Here is a 19,593-nt window from a genome sequence, read left to right on the forward strand (position 1 = left end):
GTCGGACGAACCGGACGGGCATACCCCCGACCGTTCACCACAACCTCAGACCCAACCGTAGAATGCATGTTCATCACGAACTCCTTGGGTCGGCGCCGATCAGCGGATCAGGGCGCGGACGCGGGACGAGACCAGGTCGGCGATCAGGACCATGGCGAGGATCACGAGGATGCAGGTCGCGGTGTCCTGGTATTTGAAGAGCTTCATCGAGGAGACGAGCTCGAAGCCGATGCCGCCGGCGCCGACCATGCCGAGCACCGTCGACTGGCGGACATTGGTCTCCAGCCGATAGAAGATCGTCCCGAGCCAGGCCGGCAGCACCTGCGGCAGCACGCCGAAGAAGAAGGTCTTGAACGGGCCGACACCGGCCGAGCGGAAGGCCTCCAACGGCCCCTCGTCGATATCCTCCATCGCCTCGGCGAAGAACTTGCCGAGCATGCCGGCGCCATGGATGGCGAGCGCCAGCACGCCGGCGAAGGGGCCGAGCCCGATGGCGGCGACGAAGATCAACGCCAGGATGATCTCGTTGATGCCGCGCATACAGTTGAGCAATTGCCGCGTCGCATGGAAGACGACCGGGCTCGGGCTCAGGTTTCGCGCCGCGAAGAAGCAGACCGGCAGAGCGATGACGACGCCGAGCAGCGTGCCCCAGACCGCGACCTGCAGGCTCTCCAGCGCCGGCCGCCACAGCCGCTCCAGGAACTCTGGATTGGGCGGCATCATCCGCACCAGGAAGTCCACCATATAGGGGATGCCGTTCCAGAGATTATTGGCGTTGATCTGGGAGCCGAGCGCGGCCCACCACAGGAAGACCAGCGCGGCGAGGGTGACGAAGCCAACGCCCCACCAGCCGAAGCGGCCCTGCGGCGGGCGGATGACGAGTTGCAGCGTTCCGAACGACATTGGCTCAGCTCCCCGTCAGGCGGTTGCGGTGGCGATCATCGGCGCCAGCACGGGCTGGCTCGCCGGACGCGGCTTGAGGACGCGGCTGATTCCGGGGTCTTCGAGGCCGGGATAGATCTGGTGGACGATCTCGGAGGTGAGCTGGTCGGGCGTGTCGTCGAAGACGACGCGACCGCCGCTCAGCCCGACGATGCGCTCGCCGAACTCGACGGCGTAGTCGACCTGATGGAGGTTGCAGATCACCGCGATACCTTCTTCCTTGCAGATCGCCTTGAGGTAGCCGAGCACGATGCGCGAGGTCTTGGGATCGAGGCTCGCCACCGGCTCGTCGCAGAGGATCACCGCCGGCTGCTGGGCCAGCGCTCTGGCGATGCCGACTCGCTGCTGCTCGCCGCCTGAGAGCTGGTCGCCGCGCGAATTCGCCTTCTGCGCGAGCTCGACCCGTGCCAGGCAGTCCATCGCGATGCCGACGTCCTTTCTCGGGAAGAGCTGCAGCATCGAGAGGAAGGACGACAAGCCCGCCATGCGGCCGACCAGCACGTTCTTCAGCACCGACAGGCGCTTCACCAGATTATGATGCTGGAAGATCATCGCGACCGGTCGCTTGCCGGCAGAGCCGCGCCTGAGGTCGAGTACTTTGCCGTCGATGACCGTCCGCCCTGCATCGGGCTGGGCCAACCCGTTGATGCAGCGCAGCAGCGTCGACTTGCCGGCGCCGCTGGGGCCGAGCACGACGAGGAACTCGCCGGCTTTTACGCTGAGGTCGATGCCCTGCAGGACCGGGCGGCCCGCATAGGACTTCTTCAGCCCTTCGATCTTGATCATGCCGCTTTCTCCGCCGGTCGCGCTTGCGCGACTTACTTCATCTTGGTGAGATCGAGCTTCAGCACCTTCGCGGTCTCGCGAATGATGTCGTAGGCTTGGTCGTTGGTCTCGACGAAGCGGTTGAGCTTGCCCTGGTCGGCCCAGGTGATATCCCGGATGTTCAGGAAGGCCGACTTGATGTTCGCCTTCAGATCCTCCGGCAGGTTCTTGCGCCAGCAGGTCGGCGATTCCGGGATCGGGTCCGACTCCCAGACGACGTGAATATCGGCGCGATCGACCAGTTTCTTCTGCACGGCCGCATCAAGGATACGGTCGGCGATCGTCGCGGCGTCGACGCGCTTGTTGGCGACGGCGAGCGCATTGGCGTCGTGCGAGCCGGTGAAGAGGACGCGGCCGAAATCCTTCTCGGGATCGAAGCCGAGCTTCATCAAACCGGCCTTCGGGAAGAGATGGCCCGAGGTCGAGGACGGATCGACGAAGGCGAAAGTACGGCCCTTCAGGTCCTTCCAGTCGGCGATGCCGCTGTCCTTCCGCGCGATGATCTGGCTGCGGTAGAAGCTGCGGCTCGACTTGGCGGTCTCTGCGGTGGCGAAGGCCTCGATGGCCGCGACCGTGGTGCCGAGCACATAGGAAAACGGGCCGAGATAGGCGACATCGACATGGTTCGAGCGCATCGCCTCGATCACGCCGTTATAATCCGAGGCGACGAAGCCCTGGACGGTGATGCCGAGATTCTTCTGGAGCGCGGCGAGGAGCTGGGCGCTCGATTCCAGCATCGCCCGCGAATCCTCGGACGGGATCAGCCCGACGCGGACCAGCTTGGTCTGGGCCCGAACCAGGGCCGGCGCCGCCAGCAGCGCTCCGGCGGCCAGCGAACCTTTGAGTATCGTGCGACGCGTGGTGGTCATGTCATCCTCCCAAGATGATCCGGCGATCTTTTGATCTGCCGGTGAGCCGTTATGGGCGTCGTTGCCCGGTACGTTCTCAGGCGGCCATCGCCGCCTGTCTGCCGATGAAGTTGCGGCCGCGCTCGCCTTCGAGCGCCTTGCCGACGAGGTGATTCCATTCGCCGGCCGAGACGCCATAGGCGGCGGGGTCGGTCGCGACGCCGAGGTCCCTGAGGAAGGCGCCGAGGCGCTCGGCGCCGGCTTCGAGATCGGGGCCGAAGACCCGGCGCAGCGCCGCGTCGCATTGTGGCTGCGCGCCCATCGCCCAGCGCATCACCATCGGCAGCGAGAAGGAGCAGGCGATGCCGTGGATCGTGCCGCTCTTCAATGTGATGTCGTAGGAGATGTTGTGGGCGAGCGCCGTCTTGGTGTTGGAGAAGGCGAGACCCGCCAGCAGGCTGGCGCGCATCTGCCGGGTCCTCAGCTCGACATCATCCAGCCGCTCCAGCAGGCGCGGCAGCGTCTCGATGATCTCCCTGGCCGCCTCGACCGCGTAGTTGGCCGAAACCGGATTGCCGTTGACGTTCCAGATGCTTTCGAGCGCATGGGAGAGGGCGTCGAGCCCTGTTGCGAGGGTGAGGCCGCGTGGCGCACCGGCCGTCAAGGTCGGGTCGAGCACCGCCGTCTCCGGATAAAGCCGGGGATGGGCGAGCGAGTACTTGCTGCCATTGGCCGAGTCCCAGACCGTCGCCCAGGAAGTGACTTCGCTGCCGGTGCCGGCCGTGGTCGGCACGGCGATGATCGGGATGATCGCGGCCTCGTCGAGCGGCGTCTTCTCGACGAGGTGGCGGCGCACGGTCTCGAAATCGCCGTTGCTGGCGGCCAGCACCTTGGCGGCGTCGATCATCGAGCCGCCGCCGAGCGCGACGATGACCTCGGCCGGCTCGGCCGCGCCGAACTGGCGGCAGGACTCGATGAGATCGGCGCAATCCGGATTGGTCTCGATATTGGTGATCGAGACGACCGGCGCGCCGGCCACCGCGGTCAACCTGGCGGAGAACTCGCGGAAGAGCGGTTGGTCATAGGTGACGAGGGCCCAGCGGCGCTGGCCAATCAGCCCGGCGACCTCGTCGAGGAGACCATTGCCGAACCTGATCTTCACGGGGTTCCAGTACGCCCAGTTCATGCGTTCCATCCTCGTCGATGCGCCTTGCCGGCTTCGTTGAGAGGATGCTCACAGAGCTCAGCACGTATAACAAATTGATTTTTTGATCCAAATGGATAGCAATTATCTATGCGTTATACCCAGCTCAGATCCTTCCACAACGTTGCGAATGCGGGCGGCTTCAACGCCGCCGCCGAGGCGTTCAACATCAGCCAGCCGACCCTGACGGCGCAGGTCGGTGCGCTGGAGGAGGAATTCGGCGTCGAGCTCTTCGTCAAGCGCGGCCGCCGGCGCGAGCTGAGCGATACCGGGCGTCAATTGCTGGGGATCACCACCCGTCTGTTCGCCGAAGAGGCCGAGGCGCTCGCCTTCCTGACGGAATCGCGGGAGCTGCGAACGGGCCGGCTCTCGATCGGCGCGGTCGGGCCCTTCCATGTCACGGAGATGCTCGCCGCCTTCAACCAGGCCTATCCAGGCATCGAGCTGGCGGTGAAGATCGGCAATTCCGCCGAGGTGCTCGACGATCTCGAAAGCTATAGATGCGACGTCGCGGTCCTCGCCTATATCGACGAGGATGATCGGCTCCTGACCATCCCTTATCGCCGCCATCCTGTCGCGGTTTTCGTGCGGCGCGATCATCGCCTGGCGGACCGGCGCAGTGTCCGGCTGCCGGAGCTGGAAGGCGAGCCGATGATCGCGCGCGAGCAGGGGTCGACGACGCGGCGCGCGTTCGAGAGTGCGTTAGCCAAGACGGGCACGAAACCCCGCCTCGTCATGGAGATCGGCAGCCGCGAGGCCGTCCGCGAAGCGGTGATCCGCGGGCTCGGCATCAGCTATGTCTCGGAGGCCGAGTTCGTTCCGGATGAGACGCTGCGGCTTATCCCGATCGAGGGCGCGGAGGTCTATACCTATGCGCATGTCGTCTTGCTGAGACAGCGGCAGACCAGCCGAATCATCAAGGCCTTTCTCGAGGTCGTGCACCGCACGCGTGGTGCTTTCGACGCACATGTTCGGGAATGACCCCGGCCTCGCGGAAAGCGGACGTCGACTCATGCTCATGCCGCCGTCGATGGGGGCCGAGCTGCCAAAGGTCGCCTGGGCGGCCAATCGCCGCTCCAGCTTCCAGTGGCTCGGCCCTGTCTCCCTTGGCGCCTTCGATAAGCTCCGGCGCCGGGATCAGATGGGAACGATCGATCGCCAGTATCTCTGCTGCTTCCTTGAGCTGTGAATATTGTTCTTAGAAAAGAACGATCCTCAAGGCATTTGAAAGCGGGTGTTTCCTGATCGGGCTGAGAAGCGCGTGATCTCCGGATATATGCCGGCGCGCTGAGGGGCGAGCACGATATTTCCTTCCTCGGCAGAGGACGGAGATTGTCATCTCATCAGGAGCGTTCTTTTGAAAGAACGTTTCATTGACGCGTTGCTGGGCAGCGAGGCAGTCTGGGGCGAGTGCAGATGCCGCCCGTTCACGAAGCCAAGACATGAGCCTTGAAGCTGACTATCTCTGGTACATCCCCAACGTCGTCGAGCCCGGTCATCGCGGCGATTCCGCGGTCGAAGGCCACAACAGCCTGGAGACGCTGACCAGCCACGCCAGGGCGCTGGAGGAGCATGGCTGGAAGGGCGCGCTGATCGGCACCGGCTGGGGTCGGCCGGACACCTTCACGGTGGCGGCCGCGCTTGCAGCCCGCACCACCAGCTTCGAGCCGCTGATCGCGATCCGGCCGGGCTATTGGCGGCCGGCGAACTTCGCCTCCGCCGTGGCGACGCTTGACCACCTGACCGGCGGGCGCGTGCGCATCAACATCGTCTCCGGCAAGGATAATCTCGCCGCCTATGGCGACAGCGAGGGCGACCAGGCGCATCGCTATGGCCGCACCAGGGAGTTCATGCGCCTCGTCCGCAGGCTGTGGACTGAAGAGAGTGTCGACTTCGCCGGCGAGCACTTCCGTGTCGACGGATCGACCGTCGTGCCGCGGATCAAACAGCGCGGCGCGCGGCGCCATCCCAGGCTCTACTTCGGCGGTGCCTCCGAGGCGGCGGAGCGGGTGGCTGCGACGGAAGCCGACGTCCAGCTGTTCTGGGGCGAGCCGCTGGCGGATGTCGGTCAGCGCATCGAGCGGCTGAAGGCGCTGAGCCGCGATCTCGACCGCGACCTGCCGCCACTCGAATTCGGACTGCGGGTCACCACCTTCGTCCGCGACACCACGGAACAGGCCTGGGCGGAGGCCGAGGCCAAGGTCGCCGAAATGGCGCAGGGCAAGGGCGGCGGCTGGAACGACCATCGGCGCGGCGTCGCTGTCGGCCAGCAGCGCCTGTTCGACCTGCAGGGCCGCGGCGAGGTGCTCGACGACAATCTCTATACGACACCGGGCAAGTTCGGTGGCGGCGGGGCCGGCACCACCTGGCTGGTCGGCTCGGCCGAGGACGTCGCGCGCTCGCTGCGCAAGTACCGCGACCTCGGCATCAGCCATTTCGTCCTGTCGGACACGCCCTATTTGCCCGAGATCAGGCGACAGGGCGACCAGCTGCTGCCCCTGCTGCGGAACTGAAGCGGGAGGCGTCAGCCTCCCGTCTCAGATCACCTTGGCGCGCAGCGTCGCAGTGACGATCTCGGTGACCACCACCACCGCGAAGATCACGACGAGCACGAGCCCGACCTGGTCCCAGTAGAGATTGTCCATCGCCGCCTGCAGGGCGACGCCGAGGCCGCCGGCGCCGACCAGGCCGAGCACGGCGCTTTCGCGCACATTGATGTCCCAGCGGAACAGACTGACGGCGAGGAAGGCCGGCTTCACCTGCGGCCAGAAGCCCTTGAGCAAAACGGAACGCCAGGGCGCTCCGGCTGCGCGCAGCGCCTCGATCGGGCCGGGCTTGGCCTCCTCGATCGCCTCGGCCAGGAACTTGCCGGTGAAGCCGATCGAGTGCACCGCCACCGCCATGACGCCGGCGAGCGCGCCAGGCCCGAACACAGCGACGAAGAGCAGCGCCCAGACCAGCGTGTGCACAGAGCGGGTCGCGACCAGGATGAAGCGGCCGAGCGTGTTGACCCAGACCGAGGACGAGATGTTGCGGGCGCACATCAGCGCCACCGGCGTCGCCATGAGGATCGCCAGCACCGTGCCGAGCGTTGCGGTGTGCAGTGTCTCGATCAGCGCCTGCTGCACGGTCTTGGGGAAATAGGCCCAGTCGATCGGCCACATCCGCGCGAAGAGGTCGACCGTCTGCTCCGGCGCGTCATAGAGGAATTCCGGGATCACCTCGATGGTCTGGACCGACCAGCCCAGCGCCAGCGCTGCCACCGCCCAGAACGCGAGGCGCATGCCACGCTCGGCGGCGGTGAAGCGATGCCAGACCGGGCCGGACGCTCCTTGCTTGACCTCGCCGGTCGGCGCCTCGTCCTGATAGACCCGGCGCATGAAGGCGGAGAGGATCTCGCCGGCCATAACCGCCAGGATGATCGCGATGATGATGGTCAGAACGAAGTCGTAGTCGAAGCGCTGGAAGGCGGTGAACAGCGTCGCGCCGATGCCGCCGCCGCCGACGAGGCCGACCAGGGCGGAATTGCGCAGGTTCGAATCGAGCTGATAGGCGGCAAAGCCGATGAAGCGCGGCAGCACCTGCGGCACCACGCCCATGGTCACGACCGAGAGGAAGGGCGAGCCGGCGGCGCGCAATGCCTCGATCGGCTTCATCGACATTTCCTCGATAGCCTCGGCGATCAGCTTGGCGATGAAGCCGATGGTTGCGACGATCAGCGCCAGGATGCCGGCGAGCGCGCCGAAGCCGACCGCCTTGACGAAGAGGATGGCGACGATGACCGGGTGGAAGGTCCGGCAGAGCGCGATCAGCCCGCGCGCCAGGATCGTCACCGGCAGGGGCATCAGGTTGCGAGCGGCGCAGAGGCCGACAGGCAAAGCGAGCAGCACGCCGGCGCCGGTCGCGATGATGGCGATCTGCAGCGATTCCAGCATGCCCTGCGCGAGCAGCTGCAGTTTGTCGTGCGCCAGGTTCGGCGGGAACATGCGGCCGAGGAAGCGCGCGCCATTGCCGAGGCCCTGGACGAAGCGCTCCCAGCGGATATCGACGATCCCCGCCGCATAGATCACATAGGCGACGAACAGCACCGCGCCGAGGCGCAGCGGCCAGTTCGGCGGGAAGGCGCGGGCGCGCAGGCTGAGGCCTTCGCTGAGGGGAGGGGCGCTCATTCCATCCAGCCTTCGCCGCCATAGATCTCGGCGAGATGGCTGTCCTGCAGCCCGGCCGGCGGGCCGTCATAGATCACGAGGCCCTTGGACATGCCGATCATCCGCAGGGCATAGCGTCGGGCGAGCGCGACGTTGTGAATGTTGACCAGCACCGGGATATTGCGCTCGCGCCCGACCTTGGCGAGCAGTTCCATGATCTCGACCGAGGTCTTGGGATCGAGCGAGGAGGTCGGTTCGTCGGCGAGGATCAGGTCTGGCTCCTGCATCACCGCGCGGGCGATGCCGACGCGCTGGCGCTGGCCGCCGGAGAGCTGGTCGGCGCGGCGGGTGGCGAAGTCGCCGAGGCCGACCGATTCCAGCAGGGCGAAGGCGCGGGCGATATCCTCCTCGGGGAAGCGCCGTGTCCAGGCGCGCCAGACCGGGACATAGCCGAGCCGGCCGCAGAGCACGTTCTCGATCACCGTCAGCCGCTCGACCAGATTGTATTCCTGGAAGACCATGCCGAGCCGCCGGCGCACTGATCTGAGCGGCTCGCCCTGCAGCTTCGCCAGATCGGTCCCGCCGAGCATGATCGAGCCGGAGGTCGGGTCGACCAGCCGGTTGATGCAGCGGATCAGCGTCGACTTGCCGGTGCCGGAGGGGCCGATGATCGCGACGATGCCGGGCTCGGAGACGCTGAGCGAGATGTCGCGCAGGACCGGCTGGCCCTTGCGATACTCCTTGACGAGATTGCGGATGACGAGCGCCCGGCCATGGCCGGGCGCCTCTGCGACGGGAAGGGCGCTCATGAGCTGGGAAGAGCCTTCGATCAGGGCTTGGCTGGCGCTGGCTGCGCCTTCTTCTTGGCGAGTTCGTCCGCCTCGCGCTTGGCCTCGGTGTCATAGGCCGACTTGTTGTAGGGCGTGCCCGACTTCTCGGCGACGTCGCGCACGATCGCCCAGTCCTTCTGGTAGGTGATCGGCAGGAAGCGATCGTCGCCGTTGAACTCCTTGGTCATTTCCGGGGTGAAGCGGAAGGAGAAGAAGCAGTCGGTCAGCTTCTTGGCGAGCTCGGGCTTGAGGTCGTGCGCATAGGCGAAGGACGAGGTCGGGAAGATCGCGCTGCGATAGATCTCTCGGGTATCCTCCTTCTTGATCGTGCCGCGCACGATCATGCGCTCGTAGACGTCGCCGGCGACGGCGCCCATGTCGTAGTCGCCGGAGACGACGCCGAGCAGCGACTTGTCATGCCCGCCCGACATTAGCGGCTTGTAGTCCTTGTCGGCTTCGAGCCCGAACTCGGGGAAGAGCACGCGCGGGGCGAGGTTGCCTGAGTTCGACGAGGGCGAGGTGTGGGCGACCTTCTTGCCCTTGAGGTCGGCGAGCTTCTGATAGGGGCTGGAGGCCTTGACCACGGCGACGAGGTTGTAGCCGCGCACGCCCTCGGCCGAGCCCTTGGCGGCGAAGGGGATCGCGCCGGCAAGGTTGACGGCGAATCCCGTCGGGCCGGTCGAGAAGCCGGCAAAGTGCAGGCGGCCCGAGCGCATCGCCTCGATCTCGGCCGAGTTCGACTGCACGGGGTAATAGACGATGCGCTTGCCGGTGCAGGCGGCGAGATGGTCGGTCAGCGGCTTGAAGATGTTGGCGTAGACGGCCGGGTCCTCGACCGGCGTATAGGCCCAGACCAGCGCCGACGGGTCCTTCAGCTTCGAGGCCTCGGTCGGCACGTCAGCGACCAAGTCCTTGTTGGCGTCGCAATACATCGTGTCGAGCTGGCCGCGATTGGGGCAGGCGTCCTGTGCCTGTGCCTGTGCCGCGCCTGCGAGCCCGAGGCTCAGCAGCAGCGAGGTTGTGGCGGACAGGCAAGTCAGCGTCTTAGTCATAGTCGGCGTCTCTCCCGGTCGATCTTGATTGTGAGCTGGCTATAGTATGTGACACAAAACTGTCATATTCCAGCCGGGCGGGGCGTCTCGTCTTACGACTATAGTGGCCTTGTCCACCGCGACGATTGACCCGCGCACCAACCCAGGCGATGCGAAATCCTCTTCCCACAATCTTTCCGGACAATCTGGCGGCGTTGATGCCGCGCTATGACGGCTTCCTGCTCGACCAATGGGGCGTTCTGCATGATGGCGTCCGGCCCTATCCCGGCGCCGTCGCCGCGTTGCAGATGCTGCGACGCGCCGGTAAGCGCGTGATCATCCTCTCGAATTCCGGGCGCAGCGGAGCCGAGAACGCCAAGCAATTGATGAGATTCGGCTTCGCGCTGGAGCTCTATGACGAGATCGTTTCGGCCGGGGACGACGCCCGCGACGCATTGGCGGCGCGCGACGAGCCGTTCCACCAAGCGCTCGGCCGCCGCTGCCTGCTGCTGGCGCGTGAGGGCGAAGCGCATCTGGCGGAAGGCCTGGGTCTCGACCTCGTCGAGGATGTCGCCTTGGCCGATTTCATCCTGCTGATGACGATGGATCCACCCAAGCAGTCGGTCGCCGGCTGGATGAGCTTGCTCGAAGCGGCCAGCGACCGCCGGCTGCCGATGGTCTGCGCCAATCCCGACCTGCACCGCGCCAGCGCTGACGGCGGCCTGCAGGAGGCACCCGGCCTCGTCGCGCGCGTCTATGAGCAACTCGGCGGCGCCGTGCGCTATCACGGCAAGCCGCAGCCGCGGATCTACCGCACCTGCCTTGCGAAGCTCGGGCTCGACCGCAGCCGGGTGATCGCGATCGGCGATTCGCTCGAGCACGACATCGCCGGTGCGCAGGGCGCCGGCATCGACAGCGTCTTCATCGGTGGCGGCATCCACCGCGGCGAGATCGGCTGGGATGGCGCGGCGATGGATGCAGCGAGTTGCCTCGCGCTCTTCGCCCGCGCCGGGCAAAGCCCGACCTATGCGCTGCCGCTGCTCGGCTGATGCCCTCGCTCAGCGGCCGGTCAGGAACAGTCCGGAGAGGAAATAGGCCAGCGCCGAGATCAGGCCGGCGGCCGGCATGGTGACGATCCAGGCGAAGACGATGCCACGGGCGACGCCCCAGCGCACCGCCGTGACCCGCCTTGCCGCGCCGACGCCGATGATCGCGCCGGTGATGGTGTGCGTGGTCGAGACGGGCACGCCGAGATAAGTCGCCATGAACAGGGTGATGGCGCCGCCGGTCTCGGCGCAGAAGCCCTGCTGCGGCGAGAGCCGGGTGATCTTCGAGCCCATGGTGTGGACGATGCGCCAGCCGCCGCAGAGCGTGCCGAGCGCCATCGCCGCCTGGCAGGAGATCACCACCCAGAACGGCACCGAGAAGGTGTCGCCCATCATGCCGTGCGAGAACAGCAGCACTGCGATGATGCCCATCGTCTTCTGCGCGTCGTTGGCGCCATGCCCGAGCGAATAGAGCGAGGCCGAGACGAATTGCAGCAGGCGGAAGGTCGAATCGACCTTGATCGGCGCCACCCTCAGGAAGGTCCAGGAGACGATCAGCACCAAGAGCAGCGCCAGCGCGAAGCCGATCGCCGGCGACATGAAGATCGCGACGAAGGTCTTGCCGAGGCCCCACCAGACGATCGCCGAGAAGCCGACCTTCGACAGGCCGGCGCCGACCAGCCCGCCGATCAGCGCATGCGAGGAGCTCGACGGGATGCCGGCGATCCAGGTCACGACATTCCAGACGATCGCGCCGGTGAGCGCGCCGAAGATCACCCGGTCATCGACGATCGTCGCCTGGATGATGCCGGAGCCGACCGTCTGGGCGACGTGCAGGCCAAAGAACAGGAAGGCGATGAAGTTGAAGAAGGCGGCCCAGAACACCGCCCATTGCGGCGCCAGCACTCGCGTCGAGACGATGGTCGCGATCGAGTTGGCGGCGTCGTGCAGGCCGTTCAGGAAGTCGAACAGCAGCGCGACGGCGATCAGGAAGAGGAGGGCGGGGGCGAAGCTGGCGAAGTCCACAGGAGGCCGCGCCGCTCAGAGGTGTTCGAGCACGATGCGGCTGACGCGCTTGGCGACGTCCTCGAAGCGGTCGACCACCTTTTCCAAGTGGTCGTAGATCTCCGCGCCGACGATGAAGCCCATGGCGTCGGTACCGCGATGGGCCTTGAACAGCTCCTTCAGGCCCTGATCGTAAAGCTGGTCGGAGTGCTCCTCGATCGCCCCGATCTCCTTGGCGAGCGCCCCGATGCCGACCGCGTGCTTCTTGATGTCGCGCAGCATCGGCAGGAGCTCGCCAACCTTCTGCGAGGCAGCGACGACCGTCTTGCCGAGCTCCTGCATGCAGGGCGTAAAGCTCTCGACCTCGAACAGGCGGATCGCCTTGGCGGTCTTCTGCATCTGGTCGATGGCATCGTCCATCGAGCCGATCAGTTCCTCGATGTCGCCGCGGTCGAAGGGCGTGATGAAGGTGCGGCCGACCTCGAGCATGACCTCGCCGGCGATTGCGTCGGCCCGGTTCTCCTCGGCGAAGATCTCGGCGCAGCTGGCCTCGATCGGCGTCGCCCCGCTGAGCAGGCCGTCGAGCGCCGCCGCGCCCGCCTGCAGCGTCTGCGCATGACGCTCGAACAGCACGAAGAACTTGTCCTCCTTCGGCAGCAGCTTCTGGAACCAGCCCAGCATCGGAACGGCCTCTCACCAACTTAGTCCGCCCCGCGGCAAATGAGCGGGATGACACGCCTGCGCCTTTTGTGACAGTTTTGCGACAACGGCAATCCGGATTCACCGGTTTTGCCAGCCGCCGGCCTCGACGTCGGCGGGCACAGAAGACGAAAGGGAGGATTTGGATGTTTACACGCAGGATCGCGCTCGTCTCGGCGCTCGGACTGGCCCTGGCCGCCTCGGCTGTTCATGCGCAAGCGCCGTCGGGCAAGGTCACGGTCGTGACCTCGTTCTCGAAGGACGTCACCGACCCGATCAAGAAGGCCTTCGAGAAGGCGGTGCCCGGTGTCACGCTGGAGGTCCAGAACCGCAACACCAATGCCGGCGTGAAATATGTCGAGGAGACCAAGGCCAACAATCAGGTCGACCTGTTCTGGGCCTCAGCGCCCGATGCCTTCGAGGTGCTGAAGGGCAAGCAGCTGCTCTTAGCCTACAAGCCGAAGGCGACCGGCATCCCCGAGAAGATCGGCTCCTATCCGATCAACGATCCCGCCGGCTTCTATTTCGGTTTCGCCGCCTCGGGCTACGGCATCATGTGGAACGAGCGCTATGCCAAGGCCAACAAGCTGCCCGAGCCCAAGGACTGGCAGGACCTCGCCAAGCCGGCCTTCTACGGCCATGTCTCGATCGCTTCGCCCGCACGCTCGGGCACGACGCACCTGACCGTCGAGACCATCCTGCAGGGCGAGGGCTGGGAGAAGGGCTGGCGCACCCTCAAGGAGATGTCCGGTAATTTCCACTCGATCACCGAGCGCTCCTTCGGCGTGCCGGAGGCGGTCAATTCCGGCCAGGTCGGCGTCGGCATCGTCATCGACTTCTTCGCCTTCTCGGCGCAGGCCTCGGGCTTCCCGGTCAAGTTCGTCTACCCGACGGTCACCACGGTCGTGCCGGCCAATGTCGGCATCATCGCCAACCCGCCGAACAAGGCGGCGGCCGAGGCCTTCATCGAGTTCCTGCTCTCGCCGACCGGGCAGGAGGTGCTGCTCGAGCCGGGCATCCGTCGCCTGCCGGTCAACCCTGCGGTCTATGCCAAGGCCGGCGCCGATTATCCGAACCCGTTCACCGATCCGCGCTTCCAGAAGATGATCGGCTTCGACGTCGACAAGTCGGAAGCGCGCACCGCTGTCGTCGATACGCTGTTCGACCAGCTGATCTCCTTCCAGCTCGAAGCGCTGAAGGGCGTCACCAAGACGCTGCACGAGGTCGATGCGGCGCTGGCCAAGAAGCCGAACGCCCAGGCCAAGGCGCTCGCCGACGAGGCGCGCAACCTGATCGCCGCGCTGCCTGTGACGGAGGCACAAGCCGCGAGCCCCGAGCTGCGCGCCGCCTTCACCGGCGGCAAGGAGAAGGGCGCGCGCCAGGCCGAGGTCGAGGCGCAATGGGCAAGCTTCGCCCGCGACAACTATGCAAAAGCGAAGGTCAAGGCCGAGGAGGCGCTTAAGGCGGCGAAGTGACGAGCGTCATTCTCGGGCGGCGCGCATGCGCCGACCCGGGAATCTCATGCCGGATATGGCTCGGTTGAAGCTGTGCCGATCATCCGGAGATGCCCGGGTCAAGCCCGGGCATGACGCCCTCTCGCAAGGCTCATCATGACCGCCGTCCCCGCCACCCCACCGCGCGCCCGCGCGCTCGCCGCCACGCCCGGCCAGATCGCGCTGGCGCTCGCCATCGCGGCTTTCCTGCTCGTCTTCCTGGTGCTGCCGGTGGCGACGGTGATCTATGTCGCCTTCACCGAGAAGGGCACCTCGACCTTCACGCTGGTCAACTTCTACGACTTCGTCCGCACCGAGCTGTTCATGCGCTCCTTGTGGAACTCGTTCTATGTCTCGGCGATGTCGGTGGTCTGGGCCTCCGTGCTCGCCCTGCCGCTCGCCTATCTCACCACGCGTTTCGCCTTCCGCGGCGCCGCGATCGTGCAGACGCTCGGCTTCCTGCCGCTGATCATGCCGCCCTTCGTCGGCGCCGTGGCGATGCAGCTCTTCTTCGGCCGCAACGGCTCGATCAACCTGCTGCTCGACGACTGGTTCGGCTTCAAGATCGACTTCATGGAGGGGCTGAACGGCGTCATCTTCGTCCAGTCGGTCCACTATTTCCCGTTCATCCTGATCAACCTCTCGGCGGCGCTGCGCAATATCGATCGCGCCATGGAAGAAGCCGCGCAGAATCTCGGCTCTTCCGGCTTTCGCCTGTTCCGCCGCATCGTCTTCCCGCTGGCGCTGCCGGGCTATCTCGCCGGCGCCTCGTTGGTGTTCGTCAAGGTCTTCGACGATCTCGCGACGCCGCTCCTGCTCAACGTCAAGGACATGCTGGCGCCGCAGGCCTATCTGCGGGTGACCTCGATCGGCATCGCCGACCCGATGGGCTACGTCATCTCGGTCGTGCTGATCGTCGCCTCGGTGCTGGCGATGTGGCTCTCGGCGCTGGCGCTGAAGGGGCGCGACTACGCCACGACCCAGCGCGGCGGCGGCGGACTCGCCCGGCGGGTGATGCGCCCGCATGAGGCGGTGCTCGGCTACGGCGTCGTCATCCTGATCCTGGCGCTGGTGCTGGCGCCGCACCTGGCGCTGCTGCTGCTCTCTTTCGCTACGGTGTGGTCGTTCTCGCCGCTGCCCGACGGCTTCACGGTTGCCCATTACGCGCGCGTCTTCGGCGAGAGCTCGCTCTACATCAAGAACACGCTGATCTACGCCACACTCGCCGGCGGTATCGACATCGTGCTCGGCGTCGCCATCGCCTATCTCGTGCTGCGCACCAAGCTCGTCGGCCGCGAATGGCTCGACTGGATGGCGACCTCGGCGCTCGCCATTCCCGGCGTCGTGCTCGGCATCGGCTATCTCAGGACCTTCTACGGCATCACCCTGCCTGACGGGACGCCGCTCGCGGCGCTGTGGATCACCATCGTGATGGCGCTGGCGATCCGCCGTTTGCCCTATGCGTTGCGTGCCTGCCATGCCGCGCTCCAGCAGATCTCGGTCTCGCTGGAGGAGGCGGCTGAGAATCTCGGCGCCACCAAGGCCCGCACGGTGCGCCGCATCGTCGTGCCCTTGATGACGGGCGGCATCCTCGCCGGCTTCGTCACCTCCTTCGCGACGGCGGCGGTCGAGCTCTCGGCGACCTTGATGCTGGTCCAGTCCAATTCCGACGCACCGCTGGCCTATGGCCTCTATGTCTTCATGCAGTCGGCCGCCGGGCGCGGGCCGGGCGCGGCGCTCGGCGTCGTCGCGGTCGTGCTCGTCGCCGCCTGTACCTTCCTCTCGCACCTCATCGTCGAACGTAGCCAGAAGGCCAAGGGAATGGGCCATTGACATGAACGCAAACGTCTCCCTGACCACGCCGGCCGTCTCGGTCGCGATCGAGGGCGTCAACCTGTCCTATGGCGACAACCATGTGCTGAAGGACGTCAGCCTCGCGATCGAGCCGGGCGAATTCTTTGCCTTCCTCGGTCCGTCCGGCTGCGGCAAGACCACGCTGCTTAGGCTGATCGCCGGCTTCAACCACGCCGATACCGGCCGCGTCGCGATCGGCGGGCAGGACATTTCCGGCCTGCCGCCGTGGAAGCGCGATGTCGGCATGGTCTTCCAGTCCTATGCGCTCTGGCCGCATATGAGCGTGCGCCGCAACGTCGCCTTCGGGCTGGAGGAACGCGGCGTGAAGCGCGCCGAGATCGACCGGCGGGTCGAGGCGGCGCTCGGCCTCGTCGGGCTCGCCCACCTCGCCGAGCGCCGGCCCTCGCAGCTCTCCGGCGGCCAGCAGCAGCGCGTCGCGGTGGCCCGCACCGTCGCGGTCGAGCCCAAGGTGCTGCTGCTCGACGAGCCGCTCTCCAATCTCGACGCCAAGATGCGGGTGCAGGTCCGGCGCGAATTGCGCGATCTGCAGCAGCGGCTCGGCCTGACCACGATCTTCGTCACCCATGACCAGGAGGAGGCGAATTCGATCTGCGACCGCATCGCCGTGATGAATGACGGCATCGTCCAGCAGGTCGGCACGCCGATGGAGCTCTACGAGCGCCCCGCCAACCTCTTCGTCGCCGGCTTTTTGGGCACGGCCAATATCCTGAAGGGGCGTGTTGTCGGCAGCGGTGCGGAGCGCTGCTTCGAGGTCGACGGCGGCGCGAAATTCCCGATCGGCGAGGGGGCCGCCGTCCCCGATGGCGCGGCGCTGGTCTTCCGCCCGCAGCATGCCAGCCTCGTCGAGCGGGCCGGCACGCAGGACGGCGCGCTGTCCTTGCCCTGCGTCATCGCCAACCGCGAATTCCTCGGCGCGAGCGTCCGCTACGGTGCTCGCATCGGCTCTGCCGAGGTGGCGGTCGACATGCCGTTCCAGTCCGGGCGTGAGCTGTTCGAGGTTGGGAGCGAGGCCAGCTTGAAGCTCGCCCCGGGGGCGCTTCACTGGCTCTCCGCCTGAGTGGGACCTTGAGGCCGGGCGCCGCCGCCGTCGCGTGCTATTCGATGCGAGCCGAGCCGGGCGCAGTGGTTACGCTGCAGCCATGGTCGGTACAGACGACATCGAGCACCTTGTGCGAGGTCCCCAGGCAATTGGCCCGGTAGGCGATAAGCGAGCCTTGCCTCAGCACGGTCTCGACCTGCGGCTTGACGCAACCGTGTTCGAGCAGGACGCGCTGCAGATCGCTGTCGGAGGCGAATGCGGCGGACAGTCCGCCCAGGAAAATCAGCGCCGGGACACCGGCCCCGGCGCAGAGGGGCGGATCGGCATGACCCGCCCCGATGATGCAGCGTCACTTCGCCTTCTGGAGCTTGGTGACGGTGATCTGGCCGTTGACCCGGTCGGCGTCGAACTTGATCTTCGTTCCGGCCTTCAACCCTTTCAGCATGGCCGGATCGCCGGCGCGGAACACCATGGTCATCGCGTCCATGTCGAGGTTCTTGATCGGCCCGTGATTGATGGTGAGCTTGCCCTGGGGCTCGTCGACCTTGGTGACCGTGCCGCTGACCGACTGCGCGGCCGCCGGGAGGGCAAGGAGAAGAAGGGCGAGGGTGGCTGTCGTCCTGAGCATGGGATGCTCCTTTCGTTCAGGCTTACTTGACGATGATCTTGCCGGTCATGCCGGCTTCGCGGTGACCGGGGATCAGGCAGGAGAAGTCGAACTCGCCCGCCTTGGTGAAGGCCCAGACGATCTCGCCGGTCTTCTTCGGCTGAAGACGCTTGGCGTTCGGATCGTCATGCTCCATGTCGGGGTTCTTCTGCATCTCGACGGCGTGCTTGAGGTTCTCCTCCAGCGTCGCCAGGACGAGCTCGTGATCGAGCTCGCCATTGTTGCGCAGCTGGAAGCGGATCTGCTCGCCGCGGCGCACCTCGATCCGGTCGGGGATGAAGGACATCTTGCCGTCGCGCTCGGCCATCGCGATCGCGATGATCCGTGCTGGCTTCTTGGGATCGCCGGCCTTGCCATAGGCGGTCTCGTCGCCATGGCCATGCCCGGCGCCGCCGGGGCCTGCCAGGGCTGTGCCGGCGGAGAACAGAACCGCGATCGCGGCGAGCTTGAATGCTGTCGTCATGAGGCTCTCCTGCTGGGAAGGTCGACGTCTTCAGTGGTTGGAGTGCGGGTTCTTGGCCGCAGGCCGAGGCTTGCCGTCCGGCCCGAGGCTCGGCTTGCGCGGGTCCTTGACCCGCCATTCGGTCGGCTCGATGCCGCTGTCGGGGGAGGTGCCGCGCGCCGCCTCGGCGAGCTTCTGGCCCTTGTATTCGAAGGCGACGGTGCCTTCCGGGTGCTTGAACCAGCCGGGGTCCTTGTAGTCGTTCTTGGCGAGGCCTTCGCGGACTTTCACGACTGAGAACATGCCGCCCATCTCGACCGGGCCGAACTGGGCGAAGCCTGTCATCATCGGCAGGGTGTTGTCGGGCAGGGGCATCTCCATCGAGCCCATCTCGCCCATGCCGTTCGAGCCCATCGGCATGTAGCCCGGCGCGATCTTGGCGATGCGCTTGGCCAGGTCCTTCTTGCTCACGCCGATATAGTTCTTCACTGAATGCCCCATCGCATTCATGGTGTGGTGCGATTTGTGGCAATGGATCGCCCAGTCGCCGGGCTCGTCGGCGACGAAGTCGAAGGCGCGCATCTGGCCGACGGCGCAGTCGATCGAGACCTCGTCCCAGGCCGCCGCTGGATCGACCCAGCCGCCATCGGTGCACGAGACCTTGAACTCGTAGCCGTGCATGTGGATCGGGTGGTTGGTCATGGTCAGGTTGCCGAAGCGGATCCGGACCTTGTCGTTCTTGCCCACGACCAACGGGTCGATGCCGGGGAACACGCGGCTGTTCCAGCACCACATGTTGAACTCGGTCATCTCGGCGACGCGCGGCACATAGGAGCCGGGCTCGATGTCGAAGGCGTTGAGCAGGAAGACGAAGTCGCGATCGACGCGGCGGAAGGCCGGGTCCTTGGGATGGACGACGAAGAAGCCCATCATGCCCATCGCCATCTGCACCATCTCGTCCGAATGCGGGTGATACATGTAGGTGCCCGAGCGCCGGAGCTGGAATTCGTAGACGAAGGTCTTGCCCGGCGGGATATGCGGCTGCGTCAGCCCGCCGACGCCATCCATGCCGTTGGGCAGGCGCTGGCCGTGCCAGTGCACCGCCGTGCTCTCCGGCAGCTTGTTGGTGACGTAGATGCGGACCTTGTCGCCCTCGACCGCCTCGATGGTCGGGCCGGGCGACTGGCCGTTATAGCCCCAGAGATAGCCCTTCATGCCGGGCGCGAACTCGCGCACCACCGGCTCGGCGACGAGATGGAACTCCTTCCAGTCGCCGTTCATCCGCCAGGGCAAGGTCCAGCCGTTGAGCGTGGCGACCGGCTGGTAGTCCGGCCCGGTCGTCGGCACCAAGGGCGCCTGCGTGGTTGCTTCCGTCATGGTCGGAGCCTCGGGCACGGCGGCGAAGGCCGTCCGTCCAGACACGGCGCCGGCTGCGGCGATGACGAGGCCGGAGGTGCCGATGAAGCCTCTGCGCGATAGCGTGGTCATGGTTCTGCTCC

The 19,593-nt window shown here is 66.2% G+C and carries 18 protein-coding genes; 6 read left to right on the top strand and 12 right to left on the bottom strand.

The window, feature by feature from the left end; all coding sequences use genetic code 11:
• Positions 1-99: 99 nt before the first annotated feature.
• The 4 genes from phnE (AC3WLC_RS14075) to psrA form a co-directional block, all read right to left on the bottom strand.
• On the bottom strand, positions 100-903 hold the full coding sequence (gene phnE / locus AC3WLC_RS14075) for a PhnE/PtxC family ABC transporter permease (RefSeq protein WP_493684560.1): 804 nt from the start codon (positions 901-903) through the stop codon (positions 100-102).
• A 15-nt stretch (positions 904-918) separates the two neighbouring features.
• Positions 919-1,728 carry a phosphonate ABC transporter ATP-binding protein gene (phnC, locus tag AC3WLC_RS14080; protein ID WP_493684561.1) on the bottom strand — a complete coding sequence of 270 codons (810 nt, stop codon included), beginning with the start codon at positions 1,726-1,728 and terminating at the stop codon, positions 919-921.
• Positions 1,729-1,760: 32 nt separating this feature from the next.
• Positions 1,761-2,636: a phosphonate ABC transporter substrate-binding protein gene (gene phnD, locus AC3WLC_RS14085; protein WP_493684562.1), complete on the bottom strand. Its 876-nt coding sequence runs from the start codon at positions 2,634-2,636 to the stop codon at positions 1,761-1,763.
• A 76-nt stretch (positions 2,637-2,712) separates the two neighbouring features.
• A complete protein-coding gene (psrA, locus tag AC3WLC_RS14090; protein ID WP_493684563.1) occupies positions 2,713-3,801 on the bottom strand; it encodes an iron-containing alcohol dehydrogenase PsrA in 1,089 nt (362 codons plus the stop codon).
• A gap of 108 nt (positions 3,802-3,909) precedes the next feature.
• On the opposite strand from psrA, the gene AC3WLC_RS14095 reads away from it, so the two are divergent.
• Positions 3,910-4,800, top strand: coding sequence for a LysR substrate-binding domain-containing protein (locus AC3WLC_RS14095; RefSeq protein WP_493684564.1), 891 nt, complete (start codon positions 3,910-3,912; stop codon positions 4,798-4,800).
• 461 nt (positions 4,801-5,261) lie between these two features.
• Positions 5,262-6,332, top strand: coding sequence for an LLM class flavin-dependent oxidoreductase (locus AC3WLC_RS14100; RefSeq protein ID WP_493684565.1), 1,071 nt, complete (start codon positions 5,262-5,264; stop codon positions 6,330-6,332).
• A gap of 24 nt (positions 6,333-6,356) precedes the next feature.
• Here AC3WLC_RS14100 and phnE (AC3WLC_RS14105) read toward each other — a convergent pair whose 3' ends face one another.
• The 3 genes from phnE (AC3WLC_RS14105) to phnD (AC3WLC_RS14115) are packed head-to-tail and all read right to left on the bottom strand — an operon-like array spanning position 6,357 to position 9,849.
• Entirely contained in the window at positions 6,357-7,988 is a 1,632-nt protein-coding gene (gene phnE, locus AC3WLC_RS14105) for a phosphonate ABC transporter, permease protein PhnE (protein ID WP_493684566.1), read from the bottom strand.
• Positions 7,985-8,776 (bottom strand): phosphonate ABC transporter ATP-binding protein, encoded by a 792-nt coding sequence (phnC, locus tag AC3WLC_RS14110; protein ID WP_493684567.1) that lies wholly within the window; start codon positions 8,774-8,776, stop codon positions 7,985-7,987. Before phnC (AC3WLC_RS14110) ends, phnE (AC3WLC_RS14105) begins: the two co-directional genes overlap by 4 nt.
• A 20-nt stretch (positions 8,777-8,796) precedes the next feature.
• Complete coding sequence (gene phnD, locus AC3WLC_RS14115; protein ID WP_493684568.1) at positions 8,797-9,849, bottom strand: phosphate/phosphite/phosphonate ABC transporter substrate-binding protein; 1,053 nt, start codon at positions 9,847-9,849, stop codon at positions 8,797-8,799.
• Between the two features lie 197 nt (positions 9,850-10,046).
• Here phnD (AC3WLC_RS14115) and AC3WLC_RS14120 point away from each other — a divergent pair, with 197 nt between their 5' ends.
• Positions 10,047-10,877, top strand: a complete 831-nt coding sequence (locus tag AC3WLC_RS14120; RefSeq protein WP_493684569.1) for a TIGR01459 family HAD-type hydrolase — start codon at positions 10,047-10,049, stop codon at positions 10,875-10,877.
• A 9-nt stretch (positions 10,878-10,886) separates the two neighbouring features.
• Here the strand turns inward: AC3WLC_RS14120 and AC3WLC_RS14125 are convergent, their stop codons facing one another.
• Together AC3WLC_RS14125 and AC3WLC_RS14130 are read right to left on the bottom strand one after the other, a co-directional pair.
• Positions 10,887-11,900, bottom strand: coding sequence for an inorganic phosphate transporter (locus AC3WLC_RS14125; RefSeq protein WP_493684570.1), 1,014 nt, complete (start codon positions 11,898-11,900; stop codon positions 10,887-10,889).
• 15 nt (positions 11,901-11,915) lie between these two features.
• On the bottom strand, positions 11,916-12,560 hold the full coding sequence (locus AC3WLC_RS14130) for a DUF47 domain-containing protein (protein WP_493684571.1): 645 nt from the start codon (positions 12,558-12,560) through the stop codon (positions 11,916-11,918).
• Between the two features lie 164 nt (positions 12,561-12,724).
• Here AC3WLC_RS14130 and AC3WLC_RS14135 point away from each other — a divergent pair, with 164 nt between their 5' ends.
• The 3 genes from AC3WLC_RS14135 to AC3WLC_RS14145 all read left to right on the top strand — a co-directional run bounded on the left by AC3WLC_RS14135 (position 12,725) and on the right by AC3WLC_RS14145 (position 17,003).
• Complete coding sequence (locus AC3WLC_RS14135) at positions 12,725-14,053, top strand: ABC transporter substrate-binding protein (RefSeq protein WP_493684572.1); 1,329 nt, start codon at positions 12,725-12,727, stop codon at positions 14,051-14,053.
• A 135-nt stretch (positions 14,054-14,188) separates the two neighbouring features.
• The gene (locus tag AC3WLC_RS14140; protein WP_493684573.1) at positions 14,189-15,904 is read left to right on the top strand and encodes an ABC transporter permease; all 1,716 of its coding nucleotides are present in this window, start codon (positions 14,189-14,191) and stop codon (positions 15,902-15,904) included.
• A 1-nt stretch (position 15,905) separates the two neighbouring features.
• On the top strand, positions 15,906-17,003 hold the full coding sequence (locus AC3WLC_RS14145) for an ABC transporter ATP-binding protein (RefSeq protein ID WP_493684574.1): 1,098 nt from the start codon (positions 15,906-15,908) through the stop codon (positions 17,001-17,003).
• Between the two features lie 331 nt (positions 17,004-17,334).
• Here the strand turns inward: AC3WLC_RS14145 and AC3WLC_RS14150 are convergent, their stop codons facing one another.
• Genes AC3WLC_RS14150 through AC3WLC_RS14160 form a run of 3 tightly spaced genes read right to left on the bottom strand, consistent with a single transcriptional unit; the run spans position 17,335 to position 19,582 of the window.
• Positions 17,335-17,613, bottom strand: coding sequence for a copper-binding protein (locus AC3WLC_RS14150; protein ID WP_493684575.1), 279 nt, complete (start codon positions 17,611-17,613; stop codon positions 17,335-17,337).
• Positions 17,614-17,635: 22 nt separating this feature from the next.
• The gene (locus AC3WLC_RS14155; RefSeq protein WP_493684576.1) at positions 17,636-18,115 is read right to left on the bottom strand and encodes a cupredoxin domain-containing protein; all 480 of its coding nucleotides are present in this window, start codon (positions 18,113-18,115) and stop codon (positions 17,636-17,638) included.
• Positions 18,116-18,145: 30 nt separating this feature from the next.
• Complete coding sequence (locus AC3WLC_RS14160; RefSeq protein ID WP_493684577.1) at positions 18,146-19,582, bottom strand: multicopper oxidase family protein; 1,437 nt, start codon at positions 19,580-19,582, stop codon at positions 18,146-18,148.
• Positions 19,583-19,593: the final 11 nt, after the last annotated feature.

It is taken from the genome of Allobosea sp. GW821-FHT03A12 (assembly GCF_058986765.1).